We start from the raw sequence: 22,337 nt of genomic DNA, 5'->3' as shown, positions 1-22,337 counted from the left end.
GCCGATGCCCGACATGATCCGTGTTACCTCCGACCTTCTCCACCGGGTCCGTTCAACCGCGCCGCTGGTTCACAACATCACCAATTTCGTGGTGATGAACTCCTCGGCCAACACCCTGCTCGCGGTGGGGGCGGCGCCGGTCATGGCCCACTGCATCGACGAGGTGGAGGAGATGGTGCAGCTCGCCGGCGCGCTGGTTCTCAATATCGGCACCATCGAGCCGGCCTGGCTGGCGGCAATGCTGCGGGCCGGTCAGGCTGCCAACCAGAAGGGGATCCCGGTCGTGCTCGACCCGGTCGGGGCCGGCGCGACGCGCCTGCGCACGGCGGCGGTGGAACGGATTCTGGCCGAGGTCGAGGTGGCCGTGCTGCGCGGCAATGCCTCGGAAATCTTCTCCCTGGGGCGGGACGAAATCCGCACCCGGGGGGTCGACTCGAGCCTGGGACTCGGCGCCGAGGTCGTCGCGGCGGCCCGGGCCCTGGCGCTTGGGCAGGGGTGTGTCGTCGCCATCTCCGGCGAGCGGGACCTGGTAACCGATGGCAGCCGCGTTTTCCGCATCGCCAACGGCCAGCCGCTGATGACCCGGGTGACCGGCATGGGCTGCGGCCTCTCGGCCCTGACCGGCGCCTTCTGCGCCGTAGCCGATGGCGAGCTGCTGGCGGCGACCGCCGCGGCTTTCGGTCTTTACGGGCTCTGCGGCGACCTGGCGATCGAAGTGAGTGACCGCCCGGGGAGCTTCGCCGTCGCGTTTCTCGACGCCCTCTTCAGCGTCGGGCGGGAGGAGATCGGTCGCCGGCTGCTGATTGCAGAAGAGTAGTCCCGGGGGCGGGAAAATTGTTGGTGTGTTGTTTGTCCAATGCCGCAGGGTGTTCCGTGGTAGAATCCAACCCGGTCGCCAACTCCTTGCCCCGGACTTATACGATGATCCTCAGCTCCCGGTTGCGCCTGCTGCGCTTCCTTTTGTTGTTCGCCCTCGCCCTGACCCTCCTGCTTTCCCTCTGGCTCGGTTACCGGACCTTCGTCCTCCCCGATGTCGCCGCCCTCAAGGACCGCAAAGCCACCCTGACCCTCACCGTCCGCGACTGGCAGGGCGATGAACACCCCTTCCTGCTCGGCCCGAAAAACCCGCACTGGACACCGCTGGCGACGTTCCCCGAGGCGATGAAATGGGCGGTGATCGTCGCCGAAGATGCCAATTTTTACGAACATCGCGGGATCGACCTGGTCGCGCTCAAGGAAGCCCTCAAGTACGATCTGGAGCAGAAACGCCTCGCCCGGGGCGCCTCGACCATTACCCAGCAGCTGGCGAAGAATATCTTCCTGTCGCGGGACAAGAGCCTGCTGCGCAAGGTGGAGGAGCTGATCCTGGCGAAGCGGCTGGAGGCGGAGCTGAGCAAGGGGCGGATTCTCGAGCTCTATCTCAATCTGGTCGAGCTCGGACCGCTCGTCTACGGGGTGGGGGAGGGGGCGCGTTTTCACTTCCACAAGCCGGCGTCCGAACTGACTCCGGCCCAATGTGCCTTTCTCGCCGCGATTCTGCCCGGGCCGCGGCTGGCCTACAACCCGGCGCTGAAGCCGGTCAAGGTGCGGCTGCGCGCCGCCCGCATCCTGCGCCTGCTCGCCGGCCGCGGCATTCTGGCCGAGCCGGACTATCGCGCGGCCCTGGCGGAACTGGAAGGACGGCAGGCGCCGTTGCCGGCCCGGGAGCTCCCGGTCTGGTCGCTGGAGGAGTTCTGGCCGGAGGAGGCGGACGTGTCGGAAGAGGAGGGCGTCACCCCGGATCCGGCGCTCCGCTCCCAGCCGGAGGGGATGGCTGAGGGCCCCCCCGACGGTGTAGTGGTCCCCGTCCCGAATCCGCAGGAGTAGTTTCCGCCAGGGTCAGGCCAGCAGCTGGCGAACCGCAGTGCTGTGACCCTGCTCCTTTGTCTGCACCGCCAGAACCTCGGTAAAGCGCACCAGCGTTCGCCGGCATCCCGCCGGATCGCAGCCTTTGGCGGCGAGTTCATCGAGGGTCCGGCGCACATTGGCGAGTGCGGCCAGAAGCTCGTCCGCGGTTGCCTGTGCATAGTGCTGGCAGAAGTATGCGAAGAATTTGTGCAGGTTGCTCTTCAGCCCGTCGACCAGGGTGAGGCTCAAAGGATCGTCCCCCTGCAACCCTTCTTCCAGGGCGCGCAGCAGTTGCCATTCGCCCCGGGGGCCCGTGTGCAGGGGGATTTCACTGAGCAGAGCGTAGATCAGCAGGGGGCTGAGGCAGAGCCGGATCGACTGGTTTTCGTCAAGTTCCACGGGGCACCTCCCACTGGGGAAAGAGTCTCCCCCGGGGAATTGCAAGGGGCGCGCCGGTTACGGCACAGAGAGAGGGGGCGGCCCGGCGGCCGCCCCCTCTCTCTTGGGTTGGCAAAGGATTGTTCCGGGACCTTAAAAACGTACGAAGGCGCCGACGTAAGGGCCGGAGAACTGGGCATCGATGAGGATGTCACTGTCGTCGACCTGGAGATCGAAGTAGCGGTAGCCGCCATAGAGCCCGACCATCGGGATCGGCGAGAACTCGACCTGGGCGTCGGCATCGAGGAAGGAGTTGTCGTTGTACTCCATGTAACCGACGCGGCCGATCACGGCGAGGAAGTCGGCGAGGCCGATGCGGGTGCGCACGCCGAGGGTGGGGATCGGCGCGGTGACCGAATCTTCCTCGTGAATTGGAGTGAGCGTGATATTTTCCTGCCCATCCATGCTGAGAGCGGCGTCAACGACTTTGACCGAAAGCTCCGGGGTGAGCTGGAAGCGTACCGGGGTGTCATCGAAATTGAAGAGGTGGTAACCGAGGCTGACGTCGTAGAGCTTGATATCGACGTCGCTGGCGGTCTGAACCCCGCCCGAATAGGTCTTCCCGTTAAAGTTGACGGTTCCAGTCAGCTGGCCGTTGCCAGAGAACTGGATCGGCAGGTAGCCGACGGCGAGGCGGAAGTCGCCGAGTTGCAGGGCGACCTCGGCGGTAACATCCTTGCTGTCGTCGAAGCCGAGGTCCTTTTCCAAATCAACGGGAGTCCCTGCCAGGCTGCTGCTGCCGACGGCGAAGGTCCCTTCGGGGGTGAGCAACTGGTAGCCGGCCTTGATCGAGACCATTTCGTCGGCCAGGGCCGGAGTGGCCGCGAGGCCGAACAGGGCGAGCAGAACAAGAGTGTGACGGATACTGGGCATGGGAAACCTCCTGAAGTCAGGGTCAATGATAGTCAACCTCCTGCAGTTTATGCACCAGCGAAAAAAAATCAACCAGGAAAGATACCCGGCCGGCCAGGTTCACAAGTTTGCTGCCGATTGTGTTATAATCCGATCTCTTTATTCACCGCCGGGAGTGCCCTTTGGCGGCCCCGTTCACCGTGACTTCGCGAGGTTTTGCCATGACCCGATTTGATCGCCCTACCGCCCAGGGGCTCTACGACCCCGCCCTGGAACACGACTCCTGCGGGGTCGGATTTGTCGTCAACCTCAAGGGGACGCGCAGCCACCAGCTGGTGCAGCAGGCCCTGGAGGTGCTGCGCAATCTCGAACACCGTGGCGCGGTCGGCTGCGACCCGGACACCGGGGACGGCGCCGGCATCCTGCTGCAGATTCCCCACGACTTTTTCGTCAGCGAATGTGGCGAGGACCTCGCCCGCCTGCCGGCGGCCGGGAATTATGCGGTGGCGATGCTCTACCTCCCCCGCGATCGCAATGACCGCCACCGCTGTGAGCGCCTCGCCGAGCAGATCGTCGCCGACCACGGCCTGACCTTCCTCGGCTGGCGCCGGGTGCCGACCGACAACAGCCGTCTCGGTGAAGGGGCGCGCTACCTCGAGCCGGTGATCCGCCAGCTCTTCGTCGCCCGGCCGCCGGAGCTGACCGACGAGATCGAGTTCGAGCGGCGTCTCTACGTCTGCCGGCGCCATCTCACCAACACCGTGCGTCTGCTCGGTCCCTCCTTCGAGGAGAGTTTCTACGTCTGCAGCTTTTCGGGGCGGGTCATCGTCTACAAGGGGATGCTGACCCCGCCGCAGCTCCCGCAGTACTTTCTCGACCTGCGCAACCCCGAGATCAAGAGCGGCCTGGCGCTGGTGCATTCGCGCTTCTCCACCAATACCTTTCCCAACTGGACCCGTGCCCATCCCTACCGCTACCTCGCCCACAACGGCGAGATCAACACCCTGCGTGGCAACGTCAACTGGATGGCGGCGCGCCAGGCGCTGCTGGTCGGCCGCCGGCTCGGCGACGACTGGGCGAAGATCCTGCCGGTCATCGATGAGGCCGGCAGCGACTCGGCCATGTTCGACAACTGCCTCGAATTTCTCCACCTTTCGGGGCGCTCCCTTCCCCATGCGGTGATGATGATGGTCCCCGAACCCTGGAGCTACCATAGCGGGATGTCCGCCGAGAAGCGCGCCTTCTACGAGTACCATTCCTGCCTGATGGAACCCTGGGACGGGCCGGCGGCGATCGCCTTTACCGACGGGGTGCAGATCGGCGCGGTGCTCGACCGCAACGGCCTGCGGCCGTCGCGCTACTGGGTGACCCGGGACGATCTGGTGATTCTCGCTTCCGAGACCGGGGTGCTCGAACTCCCCGCCAATCGTATCCTGCGCAAGGGGCGGCTGCAGCCCGGCAAGATGTTCCTGGTCGATACCGCCCAGGGGCGCATCATCCCCGACGAGGAGATCAAGGCCGGCATCGTCTCCGCCAAGCCTTACCAGGAGTGGCTCGACTCCCACCTGGTGCGCCTGGCGGATCTCCCCGCCGCCGCCCCGCCCCCCCCGGAGAAAGCGACCCTGCTGCAGCGCCAGCAGGCCTTCGGCTACAGCTTCGAGGACCTGCGCGGGATGCTGGCGCCGATGGCGCGCACTGGCGTCGAGGCGATCGGCTCGATGGGCGCCGACGAACCGCTGGCGGTCCTCTCCGAGCGCCCCCAGCTCCTGCCGAGCTACTTCAAGCAGCTCTTTGCCCAGGTCACCAATCCGCCGATCGACAGTATCCGCGAGGAGATCATCACCGCCAGCGGAACCACCCTCGGTGCTGAACGCAACCTGCTCAAGGCCGAGCCGGAGTCGTGCCGCCATGTCGAAATCGACCAGCCTCTCCTCGACGACGGCCAGCTCGCCCGGCTCAAGGCCCTCGATCGCCCGGGGCTCAAGGCAGTGACCCTGCCGATCCTCTTTGCTGCCGCCGCCGGGCGCACGGGGGTGGAGGAAGCCCTCGATCAGCTCTTTGCCGCGGCCGATGCCGCCATCGCCGACGGCGCCACCCTGCTGATCCTTTCCGACCGCGGTGTCGACAACGAAAGGGCGCCGCTGCCGGCACTGCTCGCCGTCGCCGGCCTTCATCACCACCTGATCCGCAAGGGAACCCGGACCCTGGCGGGGATCGTGCTGGAGTCGGGTGAGCCCCGCGAGGTCCATCAGTTCGCGGTCCTGATCGGCTACGGCGCCGGAGCGATCAACCCCTACCTGGCGCTGGAAAGCCTCGGCCAGGTGATCGCCGAGGGGATCCTGACCGACATCGATCACGACAAGGCGATTTACAATTACCTCAAGGCCGCCACCAAGGGGGTGGTGAAGACGATGGCGAAGATGGGGATCTCGACCATCCAGTCGTACCGCGGCGCGCAGATCTTCGAGGCGGTCGGTCTCGGCCAGGACCTGATCAACCGTTACTTCACCCGCACCGCGTCGCGCATTGGCGGGATCGGCCTGGAACAGATCACCCGCGACATCCTGATTCGACACCAGCATGCCTTCGCGGCCCGGCGCGATCCGGACGAAGGCCTCACCCCCGGTGGCAAGCACCAGTGGCGGCAGGGGGGTGAGACGCACCAGCTCGGGCCGATGGCGGTGCACCTGGTCCAGGAAGCGACCCGCAAGGGGGATTACAAGCTCTTCAAGGAGTTCACCACCCGCGCCGACGACCAGGCGCGCCAGGCGCGCACCCTGCGCGGCCTGCTCGATTTCCACTTCCCGGCCGAAGGGATTCCTCTCGAACAGGTCGAGCCGGTGGAAGCGATCGTCAAGCGCTTCAAGACCGGCGCCATGTCCTACGGCTCGATCAGCCGCGAAGCCCATGAGGCCCTGGCGATCGCCATGAACCGCCTCGGCGGCAAGTCGAACACCGGCGAGGGGGGGGAAGATCCGGCCCGCTACCAGCCCGACGAGAACGGCGACAGCCGCAACAGCGCCATCAAACAGGTCGCCTCCGGCCGTTTTGGCGTCACCAGCGAATACCTGGTCAATGCCCGGGAATTGCAGATCAAGATGGCCCAGGGGGCGAAGCCCGGCGAGGGGGGGCAGCTTCCGGGCCACAAGGTCTACCCGGAGATCGCCAAAACCCGGCACTCGACGCCGGGGGTCGGCCTGATCTCGCCGCCGCCCCACCATGACATCTACTCGATCGAGGATCTCGCCGAGCTGATCCATGATTTGAAGAACGCCAACCACGAGGCGCGCGTCAGCGTCAAACTGGTCTCCGAGGTCGGCGTCGGCACCATCGCCGCCGGCGTCGCCAAGGCCAAGGCCGACGTGGTGCTGATCTCCGGCCATGACGGCGGCACCGGCGCCTCACCCCTCTCCAGTATCCACCACTCGGGGCTCCCCTGGGAGCTGGGACTGGCGGAGACGCACCAGACGCTGCTCCTCAACGGGCTGCGCGACCGCATCACGGTGGAGACCGACGGTCAGCTCAAGAGCGGCCGCGACGTGGTGATTGCCGCCATGCTCGGTGCCGAGGAGTTTGGTTTCGCCACCACGCCCCTGGTGGTCCTCGGCTGCATCATGATGCGGGCCTGCCACCTCAATACCTGCCCGGTCGGGGTCGCCACCCAGGATCCGCGGCTGCGCTCCCGCTTTGCCGGCTCTCCCGACCACGTCGTCAACTTTTTCACCTTCGTCGCCCGCGAGGTGCGGGAACTGCTGGCGCGCCTCGGTGTTCGCACCCTCGAAGAGCTGGTCGGCCGCAGTGACCTGCTGCAAGGACACCCCCACAGTCCGGTGATTGCCGAGCGTGGCCTCGATTTCGGCGCCATTCTCCACCGTCCGCAGCTGGGGCCGGAGGTCGGGCAGACCTGCAGGATCGCCCAGGACCATGGTCTCGACCACGCCCTCGACCGCACCGTCCTGCTGCGCCTGTGCGAACCGGCCCTGGAGGAAGGGACCCCGGTCCAGGCCTCGCTGCCGATCCACAACGTCAACCGGGTCGTCGGCACCCTGCTCGGCAGCGAAGTGACCCGGCGTTACGGCGCCAAGGGGCTTCCCGAGGACACCATCCGCCTCAAGTTCAATGGCAGCGCCGGCCAGTCCTTCGGTGCCTTTGTCCCGGCGGGGCTGACCCTGACCATCGAGGGGGACGCCAACGACTACTGCGGCAAGGGGCTTTCCGGTGGCCGCATCGTCATTTTCCCGCCCCGCAGCGCGACCTTTGATCCGGCCGACAACATCATCGTCGGCAATGTCGCCTTTTACGGTGCCACCGCCGGCGAGGCCTTCATCCGCGGCATGGCCGGGGAACGCTTCTGCGTTCGCAACTCGGGATTGACCGCGGTGGTCGAAGCGGTGGGCGATCATGGCTGCGAATACATGACCGGCGGTACGGTGGTTATTCTTGGTCCCACCGGCCGCAACTTCGCCGCCGGCATGTCGGGGGGGATTGCCTATGTCTTCGACGCCGACGGCAGGTTTCCCGCCCAATGCAACCGGGCGATGGTCGATCTCGAGCCCCTCGCCGCTGCGGCGGAGATCGATCGGGTCAGGACGCTGATCGAACGCCACTCGGCCCTGACCGGCTCCAACCGCGCCGACGAGATTCTTGCCGACTGGAACCGCAGCGTCCGGCGCTTCGTCAAGGTCTACCCCACCGATTACCGGCGCATGCAGGAGGCGATCGCGCGCGCCGAGGCTGCCGGCCACAGCGGCGAGGAGGCCCTGCGCGCCGCCTTTTCCGAGAATGCCGGCGATCTGGCAAGGGTCGGGGGGAATTAGGGAGAGTATTTTATCGGTCCCAGGGGTCCCATAGAATGGGACCTGTGAAAAACTGAGCAACAAGCGACCAGGTCGCTTTCCACGGAGCATACAACTATGGGCAAGCAAGGCGGATTTCTCGAATATTACCGCGAGCTGCCGGCCGACCGGCCGGTGGCGGAGCGGCTCAAGGACTGGCAGGAGTTTCATCTCCACTACCCGGCGGGAAAATGCCGGGAGCAGGGGGCGCGTTGCATGGAATGCGGCACCCCCTTCTGCCACACCGGCCTGACCATCGCCGGTGCGGCCTCGGGGTGCCCGGTCTACAACCTGATCCCGGAATGGAACGACCTCGTCTACCGCGGCCTCTGGCAGAAGGCGCTGGAGCGGTTGCACATGACCAACAACTTCCCCGAATTTACCGGCCGGGTCTGCCCCGCCCCCTGCGAGGGGGCCTGCGTCCTCGGCATCATCGAGCCGCCGGTGACGATCAAGGCGATCGAGCAGGCGATCGCCGACCGGGGTTTCGAAGAGGGGTGGATCCTGCCCCGGCCACCGGCCGGGCGCAGCGGCAAGAAGGTCGCGGTGGTCGGTTCCGGGCCGGCCGGGCTCGCCTGCGCCGCCCAGCTCAACAAGGCCTGGCACCAGGTGACGGTCTTTGAGCGCGCCGACCGTGTCGGCGGCCTGCTGATGTACGGCATCCCCAACATGAAGCTCGACAAGGCCTTCGTGCAGCGGCGCGCCGATCTCCTCGCCGCCGAAGGGGTCGAGTTTGTCACCGGGGTCGAGGTCGGGCGCGACCGTTCCCTGGCGCAACTGCAGGCCGATTTCGATGCCGTGGTCCTCTGCTGCGGGGCCACCGCGCCGCGGGATCTGCCGATCCCCGGCCGCCAGTTGCAGGGGGTTCACTTTGCCATGGACTACTTGACCCACAACACGCGCCGGCTCCTCGACGGCACCCCCCTCGAAATCGACGCCGCCGGCAAGCAGGTGGTGGTGATCGGCGGCGGTGACACCGGCACCGACTGTGTCGCCACCGCGCTGCGCCAGGGGTGCCAGAGTGTCGTTCAGCTCGAAATCATGCCGCGTCCGCCGCAGAAGCGCGCCGTCAACAACCCCTGGCCGCAGTGGCCGCGGGTTTACCGCCTCGACTATGGCCAGGAGGAGGCCAAGGCGACCTGCGGCGCCGATCCGCGCCAGTACCTGGTGACCGCCGACGAGTTCCTCGGCGACGACCAGGGACGGGTGAAGCAGCTGCGGGTCCACGACATCGAGTGGCTGGAAGAGGGGGGGCGGCTGCAGGCGAAAAAGGTGCACGGCACCGAGCGGGTGATCGGCGCCGAGCTGGTGCTGCTGGCGATGGGCTTCCTCGGTCCGGAAGCGACGGTGACGACCGGGGTCGAGGTCGATCGCGACGGCCGCAGCAACCTGCTGGCCGACTATGGGTCCTTCGCCACCAGCGTCCCCGGGCTCTTCGCCGCCGGCGACGCCCGCCGTGGCCAGAGCCTGGTGGTCTGGGCGATCAACGAAGGGCGCGCCGCGGCGCGGGAGGTCGATCGCTACCTGATGGGGAGGAGCGATCTGCCTTAGGGATAGGCCTTACAGGACCCATCGGTCCTATGGGACGTATGGTTTAAATTCAAACCGAGAGGGCGGGAGGCCGAGAGGCTCCCCGCTCTCTCGGTTTTTCAGTTCGATTTGGTGAGGAAGGGGGCGAAGAGGTAGCGGATCTCCTCCAGGGAGTCCTCGATGACGAAGGGAATGTTCTTGGCGAAAAGGTCGAGCAGGATCAGGGCGTTGATCGTCGAGTCCTCCTCGATGGCATGGCGCAGACGGTCAGCGAGGGTGCGGTTGACGATATGGAGGTCGGCGTAGATTCTCTTCAGCCCCTCCAGGTCGAGGTCCGCCATTGCCCCGTCCTTGCGCAGGAAGTACTGGGCGAGCAGGTACATGGAGGCGGCCCGGTAGATCGTCTCTTCCTCGCTTGCCAGCGGCAGGTGGAAGCGGGCCATCGGCTTGAAGAAGGCGGTGCGCGGGCAGCCGCTGGTGGCGAGGATCAGCCCCATCAGGGAGCTGACGCCGCGCTGGGCCGGAATGTCGTTGGAAATGACCCGTTCCGGGGTGACGATCTCCACTTCGAGGCGATCGTAGGAGACCAGGCGGGCACAGGAGGCGACCAGGCGCACCAGGGCGACAGCGGCCGGGCAATGGCTCTGCCGCGCCGGTTCGAGGGGGCAGTTGGGGCATTGGTGAAAGTCGAGGCTTGTCCAGGGCGGGGTGGTGATCTGGTCCTGCTGCAGCTCCAGGGTGGCGGCGTCAATGCGCAGATCGTAGCGCTCGCGGCGGCCGTCGGGAAAGCGGAAGCGGTACTCGATGGCGAAGGTCTTCACGGCTCGTCCTGTCCTCTCCCCTCCCGGCAACGGCTCAGGGGCGCACCACCCGTCCCGCCCCGGTCAGGGTCCGGGCGATGTCGAACATGTTGGTGACCCGTCCTACCGCCACCTCCTCCTTGAGGGCATAGAAGTCGAGGCAGAGGCCGCAGGCGGCGATATCGGTCCCGCGGCAGGCGAGCTGTTCGAGGGCTTCGCGCACCTCGGCGCCCTGGCAGACGAGTTTCACCCCGCAGTTGACGAAGAGGATGGCGTCGGGGGCGCTGTCGAGATCGAGAAGGGTGATCAGGAAGTTCTTCAACAGCAGGCGGCCGAGCTCGTCGCTGCCGCTCCCCATCGTCTCGGCGCCGATGAAGATCACGGTCGGCCCGGTCGCCGCGGCCGGCGTTACCTCGCTCGCCGGGCCCGTCCCCGGTTGCAGCTGCAGGGCGAAGCCGCCCTCGGTCGCTGCAACTTCGACCGCAAAGCCGAGGCTTGCTGCCATCCGGCCGACGTTCTCCCGCGCGGTATCGTCGCCGACCAGGACGGTCAGCGCCTCGTCCGGCGCGGCGAGGATTGCCTTGCGGGTTTCGACCACGGGGTGGGGACACTGGTGGGCGCGGCAGTCGAGGGTTTTCATGGGGTAGGGCCTCCGGAAAATTGGGGACTGTAGTTTTTCATAGGTCCCATTTGTCGCATAGGTCCTATGGGACTACTGGGACTACTGGGACCTATGAAAAACCAGGAGTTCAACTTCGCCGCGCCTTCGGCCTTTTCCCGCGCGGGTCGGGGACGAGCCGTGCCACCGACTCGATGTGGCCGGTCTGCGGAAACATGTCGACCGGCTGCACCTCCTCGGTGCGATAGCCGTGGCCGGCCAGCAGGGCGAGGTCGCGCGCCAGCGTCTCCGGGTTGCAGGAGACGTAGACCAGCAGCCGTGGCTTGAGCCCGGCCAGCGCTTCGAGGACCGCGGCCTCGCAGCCGCCGCGGGGGGGATTGACGACGGCAACGCTGCCGGGAGGAATTTCGAGAGTCAGGTCGTGAACCAGCTCCTCGGCTTCCCCGGCGCGGAAGGTGCAGTTGCCAAGGCCGCCCAGGCGGGCGTTCTCACGGGCGTTGCGCACCGCCTCTTCGACCACCTCGATGCCGATTACCCGGCCGGCATCCCGGGCGAGATGGAGGGCGATGCCGCCGATACCGCAGTAGAGATCGACGGCGCTCTCCTCCGGTTTGAGCGCCGCCCACTGCCGTACCAGGGCGTAGATGCGCGCCGCCTGCTCGTGGTTGACCTGGAAAAAGGCGGTCGGGGCGATGCGCAGCCGCACCTCGCCGAGCTGGTCGAGGAGGTCGGGAGCGCCGATCATGCGCAGCGTCTCGCGACCGAAGATGACATTGCCGGCGGTCGGGTTGATATTCTGCTGGACCGAGATGATCTCCGGAAGTTTTGCCTTGAGCGCCTTGGCCAGCCGGGTGAGCTGGGTGAAATCCTTTTCGGTGGTGACGAAAGTGACCATCGCCTTGCCCGACCCCGGGCTGACCCGCACCAGCAGGTAACGGAGCAGGCCGCGCTGGCGTTTCGGGTCCCAGACCCAGATCTGCTGCCGTTCGATCTCGCTGCGTACCGTGGCGACGATGCGGTTGATCAGCGGATGGTGCAGGGGGCAGTTGCCGATATCGACCACCTGGTGGCTGCCGCGGCGGTAGAGACCGACGCTCACCTTCCCCCGTTCCTTGGCCAGGACCAGCTTGGCATTGGTCCGGTAGCCAAAGGGGTGCTCGGCGCCCCAGGGGGCCCGCACCGGTACCGCGGTGAGCCCTTCCCGGGCGGCGAGGGCCGCGCGTACCCGCTCCGCCTTGACCTGGAGCTGGGCCGGATAGGCGAGATTGATCAGCGGGCAGCCGAGGCAGTCGCCGGCACAGCGACAGGGGCCGTTGATGCGGTCGGGATGGCGAACCAGGACCTCGCGCAGCAGGCCGACACTGCGGCGCTGCCCTTCGTGTTCGAGGGCGGCACGGATCTTCTCCCCGGGAAAGGCGCCCGGGACCAGCAGTTCCTTGCCGGCGTAGGGGCCGATGCCGACGCCGTCGTCGTCGAGGCGTTCGATGGTCGTCTCCACCGTCGGCAGGGCCGGGCGCTGATTTTTGCGGGGCGGGCGGGTGGTGGCGACTTTTTTCGGACGGGGCGGCTGGGCCATGGGGATCCTTAGTCAAGTGGGTACTTCTGAGGCGGAACCATACTCTTTCCGGGGCGCTGCTGTCAATTGCGGTGGTGCTTGACGGCCGGCCGCGGCGCCTTGTAGACTCGGCGGGGATGGTGCAGTTTTGAGTTTTGGGTTTTGCGGTTTAGGTTGCAAACCCCGGCGCGCCGAGGAGATCCCTTTTTCACCTGGAGTCGGCGTCTCCCAAGGGCGCTATGCAAACTTGAAACGCAAACCTCAAACCGGAGATTTTTATGCCCCGCATCACCCGCCAGATCTTCGTCGGTCCCGTCGCCATCGGTGGCGGCGCGCCGGTCTCGGTCCAGTCGATGACCAACACCGACACCCGCGATGCGGTTGCCACCCTGGCCCAGATCGGTCGCCTCGCCGCGGCCGGCTGCGAAATCGTGCGCTGCGCGGTCCCCGATGCTGACGCCGCGACGGCTCTCGCAGCGATCTGCAGCGCCAGCCCGCTGCCGGTGATCGCAGATATCCACTTCGACTACCAGCTGGCCCTCGCCTCCCTGCGGGCCGGGGTCGCCGGACTGCGGCTCAACCCCGGCAACATCGGGGCGCGCTGGAAGGTCGAAGAGGTGGTCAGAGCCTGCGCCGAACGCCGCATCCCGATCCGTATCGGCGTCAACGGCGGCAGCCTCGAGAAGGAGCTGCTGGAGAAGTACGGGCACCCTACCGCCCAGGCGATGGCCGAGAGCGCTCTCGGCCACATCCGCATTCTCGAAGATCTCGGCTACCGCGAGATCAAGGTCAGCCTCAAGGTCTCCGATATCCGCCGCACCGTGGCGGCCTACCGCCTTCTCGCCGCCGCGGTCGACTACCCGTTGCACATCGGCATCACCGAGGCCGGCACCACCTGGAGCGGCACCATCAAGAGCGCCGTCGGCATCGGCACCCTCCTTGAGGGCGGTCTCGGCGATACCCTGCGCGTCTCCCTCACCGGCGACCCGGTTGAAGAGGTCCGCGTCGGCTGGGAAATTCTCAAGAGCCTCGAACTGCGTGAACACGGCCCGGTCTTCGTCAGCTGCCCGACCTGCGGCCGCTGCCAGGTCGACCTGATCCCGGTCGCCGAAGAGGTCGAGCGACGCCTCCACGACCTGCCCAAAAAGATCACCGTGGCGGTGATGGGGTGCGTCGTCAACGGACCGGGCGAGGCCCGTGAAGCCGATGTCGGTATCGCCGGCGGCAAGGGGCAGGGGCTCCTCTTCCGCAAGGGAGTGGTGGTGCGCAAGGTTCCCGAGGCCGAGATGGTCGAGGCGCTGGTCGCCGAAGCACGCAGGCTGGCAGAACAGGAATAGCCCGCCAGAAACTCCCGGTTGCGGCAACAGCTCTCCGCCCGCGCCGCGCTTCCATCTCGCCGGCAGGTTGGTTAAGGCAACGGCGAGGTTGACAAGGCGCGGGTCCGAAGGTAGAAGGAACTATCGGGCCAAATGGAGTGGCATGATCATCGGGAGGGAAAGTTTCGGGCGCCGGCGGCGCCATCCGGGGAGGTTGCCTGACCTGCCGAACCCGGGGCGAAACGGGGAAGCGTTGCGCAAAGGTTGCATGTAATGTCGATGAATGATGGCAGACCGATGAAAGGCCCGGCGGACGAAATCCGCCTCAAGGAGGAGCTCGCCTCGGCGACCGAAGTCCTCTGGTCCCTGCTCAAAGCCGCCAAGGCGTTTCGGATGTATCTGCCCAACAACCCCCTGCGGCAAAAATTCATCCAGGACTCGATCACCAAGACGACCGGTCACCTCGAACGCTACGGCCAGTGCCAGTTCGATGTCGACCAGTACACCACCTCCTACCTCGGGACCAGGATTCACGAGAGTCGGGATCCGCGGGAGAGTATCGGCTTTCGTCTCTACGCGGACGGTATCCGTTCCCTGATTTTCAGCGCGGGGCTCCAGCCTGCAGAAATCTGTGATTTTCTCGATATTGTCGGGCAGAACCGCGCCGCCGATACCGACGATGATATCGTCACCCTGCTCTGGATGAAAGACCTCCCCAATATCACCTACGTTCTCGCCGACGACTTCAACGAAGTGAACGCGCAGCAGGCCTCCTTCCCGGCGGATGCTTCCCAACAGCCCGGGATACAAAGGGTTTACCAGACCCCGGTGGAGCCAGTGGTCCAGCCGGTGGCGCAACCGATCCAGCCGCTCACTGCCGCGGAGGCGGCGGCCCTCAAGCAGGAGACGACGGCCGAGGAGAGCCAGGACCCGCTGCCCGAGGTCATGCGGATCCTCGCCGCGATCCTGGCCGGGGAGATGGGGCGCGGGCTGTTCGGTGACTTCCTCGAAATAACCGACAACCTCATCGGCAGCCTCCTGCAGGAGGGAAGACTCGGTGATGCCCTGCAGCTGATTCGCTTTCTGCAGAAGATGGCGGCGAGCGACAAGGTTCCGCCCGGCAAGCGGGAGATGATCCGGGCCGGCAGCGGCTCCGGGGTCACCGCGGAGGTCGTCCTCTCCCTGCAGCAGCCTTTCGATACCCTGGAGGACCTTTCTCTCGACGACCTTGTCGACCTCTTCCGCTACCTTGGCTCCCGGCATACCGCGTCGATCTGTGAAGTCCTCGGCAAGGTCCAGAAGCGGAAGATGCGCAAGAACATCATCACTGCGCTGGCTGAATGTGGCAAGGATTCCCCGCGAAGCTTCTACCCCTTTCTGCGGGATAAGCGCTGGTTTCTGGTGCGCAACATCCTCACCATCCTTACCCTTATCGGCGACCAGAAGTGCCTCGGCTCGGTCATCGCGCTGGTCGACCACCCCGATCCGCAGGTCCGCAAAGAGGTGCTCGGTTACCTGCTGAAGCATCCCGATCCCCGCGCCCGTAAAGAGATGCTGCGATTCCTGGACGATGAATCGGAGCCGTTGCGTATCCGGGCGCTGGGAGCTCTCGCCGCGGCCCACTGGACGCCGGCGCTGCCGGCGATCGAAGCGATCATTGACGAGAAGGAATTCGCCCACAGAAGTATCGCGGAGAAATGTGCCTTTTTCGAGGCGCTGGGACTGTTGGCCGGCGACAGCGTGGTGCCGAAGCTGCGGCGGATGGCGATCAAGACGGGGTGGCTCAACCGTTCGAAACAGAGCGAGGAGGTCATCTGTGCCATTGCCGGGCTGAAGAAGGTTCGCACCCCGGCGGCCCTCGAGGCGCTGGGAAAAGCCCAGGGCAAATGGCAGGGGAGCGCGCTGGAGGAGCTGATCTTCCAGGCCCTGAAGGAGTATGAGCAGGCGGACGCGCCGCCCCGCGACGCCGGGGAGGCGCAATGACTCTCCAGGGGAATTCCCAGTCCCTCGATCGGGATCTCGTTCGGCTCGGCAAGAGCCTGAGCGTCCAGTTCTTTGTCCTGCTGAAGACGGCCCAGAACTACCCCGAGGGGCATGCGGCCCTCGCCACCCCGGTCAGCCAGCTCCAGGAGACGGTGCGCCAGATTCACCGGCACAACGAGGAGCCCTCCATCCGCACCCAGGGGAGCTACCTTCTGCTCGGTGACGTCCGCCTGAAACCCGATGCCGCCGGAGCGGAGGCGATCTTTTACGTCCTTACCCTGATGAAGCGGCTGGGGATCGGCGGAATTCAATTCGACCCGGCGGTGGCGACCCAGCAGCTCTCCCGCTTCGCCACCCTCCTCAACGAGATCGAGCCCGGGGAGGCTGAAGAGGATATCTATTACCGGGTGGTCACCCAGTTGCACGGGCGCGGGATCACCGGCATTGAACTGGAGCCGTTGGCCGAAGAGAGTGAAACAGCGCCACCAGCGGCGCGGCCCGGACTCGAAGACGGTCGGGCCCGCTCCCAGCAGATCTACCTGCAGACGGTCAGCGCCACCGCCGAGGTCATGGAAAACGCCAAGATGGGGCAGACCCTGCGGCTGCGCAAATCGAAACGGGTCGTCCAGACCATGATCGACCAGCTGCTGGACAATGAAACCAACCTGCTCGGGCTTACCACCATCCGCTGCCATGACGAGTACACCTACAACCACTCGGTGAACGTCTGCATCCTTTCTCTCGCCATCGGCCAGCGGATCGGTCTCAGCCGCGGGCGGCTCTGCGAGCTGGGGATGGCAGCGCTCTTTCATGACATCGGCAAATCCGATATTCCCACGGAACTGCTCAACAAGCCCCAGGAGTTTGAGCCGGAGGAGTGGCGGATCATCCAGAAACATCCCGTGCTCGGGGTCAAGCTCCTGATGAAGCTCAAGGGGCTCGATCTCTTGAACGCCCGTATTATCGTCGGCTCTTTCGAGCATCATCTGAATTTCGATCTTTCGGGCTATCCCAAGTATCCCTACCGCCGGCTCAGTCTCTTTGGCCGCATCATCAGTATTGCCGACTGCTACGACGCCATGACCTCCTCCCGGGTTTATACCCGGACCCCGATTGCGCCCGAAAAAGCCCTGCGCTTGATGCTCGACAAGGCAGGGAAAACCTACGACCCTGTTCTCCTCAAGGTTTTCGTCAACTGCATCGGCACCTATCCCCTCGGTACCCTGCTGCGGCTGAATACCGGCGAACTCGCCGTCGTCGTCGGCAACCCCGAGGAACTCTTCCTCTGGGACCGGCCGCTGGTGCAGATCATCGCCGACCCGGCGGGGAACGAAATCGATGGCGCCACGGTCGATCTCTCTGCCGACGGCTCCCGCAATATTGCCAAGACCCTCGATGCCCGCCAATTCGGGATCGATACCAGCCGCTACTTTCTCTGAACGGCAGATGTATGCCGGTCTACCCAGCCTTCACCTGGTCTCCCCTGGTCTATTCTCCCCCGGTTTTTTGGACTTTCCGGCTGCGCTGCTATACTTGGCCGGAGGTGTTTCCTGTTTTTTCAAGACCGAGGTGCGAATGAAATGGCTGATTCCCTGGTGATTTCATGAGGTGATGGGTGGTATGGCGACCGAGGAGTTCAGGCAGCCCGGCAAAAACTGGTTCCGGCTCGACCAGCTAATCCTGGGCGGGTCGCCGCTTCGTATCCTCCCCCTGATGGTCCTGTCGATTTTCCTGGCCGAGTTTTCGGTCATGCTGATTCTTGACAGCGTCGGGGAGCTGGATACCTATGCCGGTGCCCTGCTCGACGCCGTAATGCTTCTCCTGTTCCTCTCCCCCACCTTCTACCTGTTCCACTATCGCCCCCTGATGAATCAGTACCAGGCCCGCAAGGCGGCGCTGGAAAGGCTGCTGGAGAGCGAAGAGCGGCTCAATACCACCTTGGACGCCGTCAATGACGGCGTCTGGGACTGGGACCTGGTGGGAGGCTCGGCCTACTTCAGTCCGCGCTGTCGGGAGCTTGTCGGGTGTGGCCCGGACGAGCCGGTTCCCGCCCTTGCGGTTTGGCAGACTCGCATTCATCCGGACGACCGGCGGGCGGCTCTGGTCGCCTGGAATGATCATCTCGCCGGCAGGATTGCGAATTTTGAAGCCGAGTTGCGACTGCCCGGAGAAGCAAAGGCGTGGTCCTGGATCCTGGTTCGGGGCAGGGTCGTAAAACGGGATGAGGACGGGACGCCGCTGCGGGCGGTCGGGACGATTGCCGATATCGGTCTGCGTAAAGAGGCCGAGGCGGCGCTACGGCAGCAGAAGGCAGATATCCGCCAGCTTTCTCACCAGCTCATGCATAGCGTCGAGATGGAGAAAAAACATCTGGCGCGCGACCTGCACGATGAATTCGGCCAGGTTCTGGCCGTGGTTCAACTCGGGGTCGAGATGCTGAAGGAGGGGCACTGGCGGAACCAGGAGGAGTTCCAGTTTCACTGTGATCGGCTTCTCGCCAGCGTCGCCCGCTTGCGCACCGAAATTCGCCAAACCTGTGACCGGCTGTTGCCGGCCATGCTGGAGGAGCTTGGCCTGGCGGCCACCCTGGAGTGGTTGACGGGAGAGTTCTCCATGCAGAAGACCGGCTTCAGGATTGATTTTGCGGCCGAGCCCCTGGAAGAGACGCCCGGCGGGGACGGTGCCATTGCCCTCTACCGCATCTGCCAGGAAGCCCTGAATAATGTCCTCAAGCACGCCGCTGCCAGCGCGGTCAGGGTTCGCCTGCGTTCGCAGGCGGGAGGGGTGGAACTGGAAATCGTCGACGATGGTCGGGGGTTCGTGCCGGGCCCCGAACTGGTCTCCGTGGACGGCCACTGGGGGATCGGGCTTTTCGGCATGCACGAACGGGCCCTGGCGGTTGGCGGTAAAGTTCAAGTCACTTCAGAACCGGGGCAAGGGACCCGGGTCTGTGCCTGGGTTCCTCTACTGACGGAGGAGGAGTGAATCCGATTCGAATCCTGATAGCTGATGATCATGCCCTGATGCGGGAGGGCCTGCGCCTGTTGCTGGCGGCCCAGGCCGATATGGTGGTGATCGGCGAGGCCGGCGATGGCGTGGAGGCCGTCGATTTGACTCGCCGGTTGCGCCCGGAAGTGCTGCTGCTCGACGTCGCCCTCCCGCGCATGAATGGTCTGGAGGCCCTCAAGCTGGTGCGTGATGCCGTTCCCGAAACGCGGGTGCTGATCCTCTCCTCCCATGAAAAGGAGGTTTATACCCACGAAGCCCTCAGGTTGGGAGCGAGCGGTTACGTGGTCAAGGGCGCGCCTGGCAGGGAGCTTCTCGCCGCCATTCGCGCCGTTCGTGACGGCCGCATTTACCTGAGCGGCCAGATTCAGCAACAGGTTATTGAGGGCTACCTGAGCGGTCACGAGGAAAAACCGGCCAGGGGAAGCTTTGATGAGCTCTCCGAGCGGGAACAGCAGGTCTTTCGCCTGGTAGTCGCCGGGAACAGTACTGCGGAAATTGCCGACCTGCTTTGCATCAGCTCCAAGACTGTCGATAAACATCGGGCCAGCATCGCCCGGAAAATCGGTATCGACAATCCCGTCAAGATGGTGCAGTACGCCATTCGTATCGGTCTGATCGATCCCCGGCTCTGGGAAGAATAGCCGTCCCAACTCCCTCCCTTGTCTAATCCCACCCTGAAAATGCGCCTTTTGCTACCGCGCTTTGCGCCATTGACGCATTGTGCGGTGGTGTCGAATAGATTACTAATGTAGTCACTAACCATTGCTGAAGGCCGCGGATGCCGATTGTGCTTTCCCACAGAACTGAATAACGGTCAGCAACAGCGGCAACTGCCGGATTATTTCATAGCTTCACTTTAGGGCCGCACGCCAAACTTTGCAGGGCGTCTCCGGCCGGGGCAACCAGGGAAATGCAATGCCAGCACTGATAATTTTCAACGCAGGAATGGCGATGCCTGGTGAGAATTGAATCTCGCGCTTCAAGGAGAACCGACCTATGAAAACCGTGACACAGAGAAGCAATTACCTGATAGCACTGATCCTCAGTTGCAGTCTGCTGCTGGTCGGTGCTGTCACTGTTGTGCAAAGCCCGGCGGCCCCTCTGCCGGGCGGAACCCTCGACCCGCTGACGATCCCCAAATACGTTACCCCGCTGGTCATTCCTCCGGTCATGAAGAACAACGGCAGCGGCGCGGACAACTACGACATCGCCGTTCGCCAGTTCCAGCAACAGATACTCCCCGGTGGTATCTGGAACACCATCAACGGCCGGGCCGATGCGTTCCCGGCAACCACCCTCTGGGGTTACGGCCCGGCAATCGATCCAACGCCGGTCATCGCTCCGGATTCCGCATCCCAGTTCAACTATCCGGCCTATACCCTCGAGACCACATCGGGAAAGCCAGTCAACGTGCGCTGGATCAATGACCTGGTCGATCCGGCCACCGGCAACTACCTGCCGCACCTGCTGCCCGTGGATCAGACCCTGCACTGGGCCAACCCGCCAGCGACTGGCTGCCGCCACGGCGTCGCCAACCGTACCGACTGTGCCACCAGCAACCCGGCCCTCTACACCGGACCGGTGCCGATCGTCACCCATGTTCACGGCGCCCATGTCGACCCGCACAGCGACGGTTATCCCGAGGCCTGGTGGCTACCGGCGGCCAACAACATACCCACCGGCTACATCACTTCAGGCACCCTCTTCGATGATGCATCCGGGGTAAACTTCGGGAACCTCGGCTATGCCGATTATTCTTATCGCAACGACCAGCCGGCGACCACCCTCTGGTACCACGACCATACCCTCGGGATGACCCGCCTCAACGTCTATGCCGGCCCGGCAGGTTTCTATCTGATTCGTAACGGCGCCAATGACCTGCCGCCCGGGGTCCTTCCCGGTCCGGCCCCTGTCGCCGGCCAGGGGGTGCTGGATCTCAACGCGCCGAAGAGTGTTGTGCCGACCTCCGTCCGCGACACTATTCGCGAAATCCCCATCGTCATTCAGGATCGCTCCTTCAACCTCGACGGTAGCCTCTTCTACCCGGCCAGTCGCACCTTCTTCGATGGCTATCCCGGCCCTTATACCGGGAGTGCGCCGATCTCCACCGACATCGCGCCAACCTGGAACCCGGAAGCCTTCTTCAACGTCATGGTGGTCAACGGCGTCTCCTGGCCGAGCCTCGAGGTGGCCCCGGCCCTCTACCGTTTGCGTTTACTTAACGGCTGCAACTCACGTTTCCTGAACCTGTCGATGTTTGAAGTCATCACCCCGGGGGGCAAACTGCAGGGGAAGAAAAAGGTCAAAGCCGACAAGCTCGGGGTCGAGATCCCCTTCTACCAGATCGGCGCCGAGCAGGGCTTCCTCCCCAACGTGGTCAAGGTGCAAAGCGGCATGACCACCACCTATGTCGGCGGCGTGGCCCAGGCCCCGGTCGCGGCTCCCGATCCTCAGCAGGCGCTGCTGATGGGGCTGGCCGAGCGGGCTGACGTGATCGTCGATTTCCGCGGGCTCCCCACCGGGACCATCATCCGCATGTACAATACCGCGCCGGATGCTCCCTTCGGCGGCTTCCCGGATGTTCCGGCCGATCCGAGCACCACCGGCCAGGTGCTCCAGTTCGTGGTCAACGGGACCCCGGCCAATGCCGGCGGACCCTTGGGCGCCAGTCCCACCGACCCGGTCCTGGCCGATGGCGTGACCGTCAATCCCGCCGCTGCCACCGATCCGACCTTGCTGGCACTCCCCGCTGAGCAGGTCTCCACGCTCGGCGCTCCGAGCAACCAGCGGGACGTTTCCCTCAACGAAGAAGAGTCGGGCCAGGTGTGTGTCACCGTCAGTCCGGTGGGGGCGATTTCCGTTGTCGCCGTCTCCCCGACCCCGCTCCCTCCCGGGGTGGGACCGGGCACCATCGGCGCCTTCTGCGCAGCGACCAGGCCGGCTTCCATTCCGATGGCGCCGATCGCCGCCAAGGTCGGTATCGTCGACCAGACCAACCCGGCACTGCCGCTCGGCATCGCCCTTAACTGGACCGACATGACCAAGGCCGGTACCGACAAGGTCATCACCCTGGCCAATGGGGGAACCGTGACGGTCAATGTCACCGAAAATCCGGCGACCGGTGCGGTCGAGGACTGGAACATCTACAACTTCACCGTCGATGCCCACCCGATCCACCTGCACCTGGTGCGCTTCGCGGTGATCAACCGGACGCCGATCCCGGGGGTGGTTCCCGCCCCGGTGCCGGTGCCGCAGCAACCCTGGGAAACCGGGTTCAAGGATACCGTGATCGCCTATCCGGGCGAGATTACCACGGTCCGGGCACGTTTCGACGTTGCGGGGCTGTATGTCTGGCACTGCCATATCGTCGAGCATGAGGACAACGAGATGATGCGTCCTTACGTCGTTGGTCCCTAGCCCGGTCGCCGCAGTGCGGCGCTGAACGCTCCCGGCAGGGTCGCCCTTCGCGGCGACCCTGCTCGGGTGTTGCCCTACAAAGAACGTATCTCCCCA

The 22,337-nt window shown here is 64.9% G+C and carries 15 protein-coding genes; 10 read left to right on the top strand and 5 right to left on the bottom strand.

Going from position 1 to position 22,337, the window contains the following annotated elements:
• Window positions 1–4 precede the first annotated feature (4 nt).
• Window positions 5–817: a hydroxyethylthiazole kinase gene (thiM, locus tag ACYQ8E_RS08520; protein WP_066728301.1), complete on the top strand. Its 813-nt coding sequence runs from the start codon at window positions 5–7 to the stop codon at window positions 815–817.
• A 104-nt stretch (window positions 818–921) separates the two neighbouring features.
• Window positions 922–1,866, top strand: a complete 945-nt coding sequence (locus ACYQ8E_RS08515; protein WP_082820371.1) for a biosynthetic peptidoglycan transglycosylase — start codon at window positions 922–924, stop codon at window positions 1,864–1,866.
• 12 nt (window positions 1,867–1,878) lie between these two features.
• On the opposite strand, the gene ACYQ8E_RS08510 is transcribed toward ACYQ8E_RS08515, so the two are convergent.
• Window positions 1,879–2,286 (bottom strand): hypothetical protein, encoded by a 408-nt coding sequence (locus ACYQ8E_RS08510; protein ID WP_066728300.1) that lies wholly within the window; start codon window positions 2,284–2,286, stop codon window positions 1,879–1,881.
• Window positions 2,287–2,418: 132 nt separating this feature from the next.
• Window positions 2,419–3,198, bottom strand: a complete 780-nt coding sequence (locus ACYQ8E_RS08505; protein ID WP_066728298.1) for a porin family protein — start codon at window positions 3,196–3,198, stop codon at window positions 2,419–2,421.
• Between the two features lie 200 nt (window positions 3,199–3,398).
• On the opposite strand from ACYQ8E_RS08505, the gene gltB reads away from it, so the two are divergent.
• Complete coding sequence (gene gltB / locus ACYQ8E_RS08500; protein WP_066729866.1) at window positions 3,399–7,994, top strand: glutamate synthase large subunit; 4,596 nt, start codon at window positions 3,399–3,401, stop codon at window positions 7,992–7,994.
• Between the two features lie 96 nt (window positions 7,995–8,090).
• Window positions 8,091–9,563, top strand: a complete 1,473-nt coding sequence (locus tag ACYQ8E_RS08495; protein ID WP_066728296.1) for a glutamate synthase subunit beta — start codon at window positions 8,091–8,093, stop codon at window positions 9,561–9,563.
• Window positions 9,564–9,661: 98 nt separating this feature from the next.
• Here the strand turns inward: ACYQ8E_RS08495 and ACYQ8E_RS08490 are convergent, their stop codons facing one another.
• The 3 genes from ACYQ8E_RS08490 to rlmD all read right to left on the bottom strand — a co-directional run bounded on the left by ACYQ8E_RS08490 (window position 9,662) and on the right by rlmD (window position 12,537).
• Entirely contained in the window at window positions 9,662–10,363 is a 702-nt protein-coding gene (locus ACYQ8E_RS08490; protein ID WP_066728295.1) for a DUF6901 family protein, read from the bottom strand.
• A gap of 34 nt (window positions 10,364–10,397) precedes the next feature.
• Window positions 10,398–10,982: a sulfurtransferase-like selenium metabolism protein YedF gene (yedF, locus tag ACYQ8E_RS08485; protein WP_066728293.1), complete on the bottom strand. Its 585-nt coding sequence runs from the start codon at window positions 10,980–10,982 to the stop codon at window positions 10,398–10,400.
• 109 nt (window positions 10,983–11,091) lie between these two features.
• Window positions 11,092–12,537 carry a 23S rRNA (uracil(1939)-C(5))-methyltransferase RlmD gene (gene rlmD, locus ACYQ8E_RS08480; protein WP_082820370.1) on the bottom strand — a complete coding sequence of 482 codons (1,446 nt, stop codon included), beginning with the start codon at window positions 12,535–12,537 and terminating at the stop codon, window positions 11,092–11,094.
• Window positions 12,538–12,794: 257 nt separating this feature from the next.
• On the opposite strand from rlmD, the gene ispG reads away from it, so the two are divergent.
• The 6 genes from ispG (at window position 12,795) to ACYQ8E_RS08450 (ending at window position 22,241) form a co-directional block, all read left to right on the top strand.
• Complete coding sequence (gene ispG / locus ACYQ8E_RS08475; protein ID WP_066728291.1) at window positions 12,795–13,853, top strand: flavodoxin-dependent (E)-4-hydroxy-3-methylbut-2-enyl-diphosphate synthase; 1,059 nt, start codon at window positions 12,795–12,797, stop codon at window positions 13,851–13,853.
• A gap of 252 nt (window positions 13,854–14,105) precedes the next feature.
• Window positions 14,106–15,815, top strand: coding sequence for a HEAT repeat domain-containing protein (locus ACYQ8E_RS08470; protein WP_459860644.1), 1,710 nt, complete (start codon window positions 14,106–14,108; stop codon window positions 15,813–15,815).
• Window positions 15,812–17,254: an HD-GYP domain-containing protein gene (locus tag ACYQ8E_RS08465; protein WP_066728287.1), complete on the top strand. Its 1,443-nt coding sequence runs from the start codon at window positions 15,812–15,814 to the stop codon at window positions 17,252–17,254. Before ACYQ8E_RS08470 ends, ACYQ8E_RS08465 begins: the two co-directional genes overlap by 4 nt.
• A gap of 181 nt (window positions 17,255–17,435) precedes the next feature.
• Window positions 17,436–18,800 carry a PAS domain-containing sensor histidine kinase gene (locus tag ACYQ8E_RS08460; RefSeq protein ID WP_066728285.1) on the top strand — a complete coding sequence of 455 codons (1,365 nt, stop codon included), beginning with the start codon at window positions 17,436–17,438 and terminating at the stop codon, window positions 18,798–18,800.
• Window positions 18,797–19,465, top strand: a complete 669-nt coding sequence (locus tag ACYQ8E_RS08455) for a response regulator (RefSeq protein WP_066728284.1) — start codon at window positions 18,797–18,799, stop codon at window positions 19,463–19,465. The genes ACYQ8E_RS08460 and ACYQ8E_RS08455 overlap by 4 nt, the downstream gene beginning before the upstream one ends.
• 355 nt (window positions 19,466–19,820) lie before the next feature.
• Window positions 19,821–22,241: a multicopper oxidase family protein gene (locus ACYQ8E_RS08450; protein WP_459860641.1), complete on the top strand. Its 2,421-nt coding sequence runs from the start codon at window positions 19,821–19,823 to the stop codon at window positions 22,239–22,241.
• Window positions 22,242–22,337: the final 96 nt, after the last annotated feature.

Source organism: Desulfuromonas carbonis, from assembly GCF_054658035.1.
Note: the sequence above shows the minus strand (reverse complement) of the source record. Positions and strands in the feature narration are given on the sequence as shown.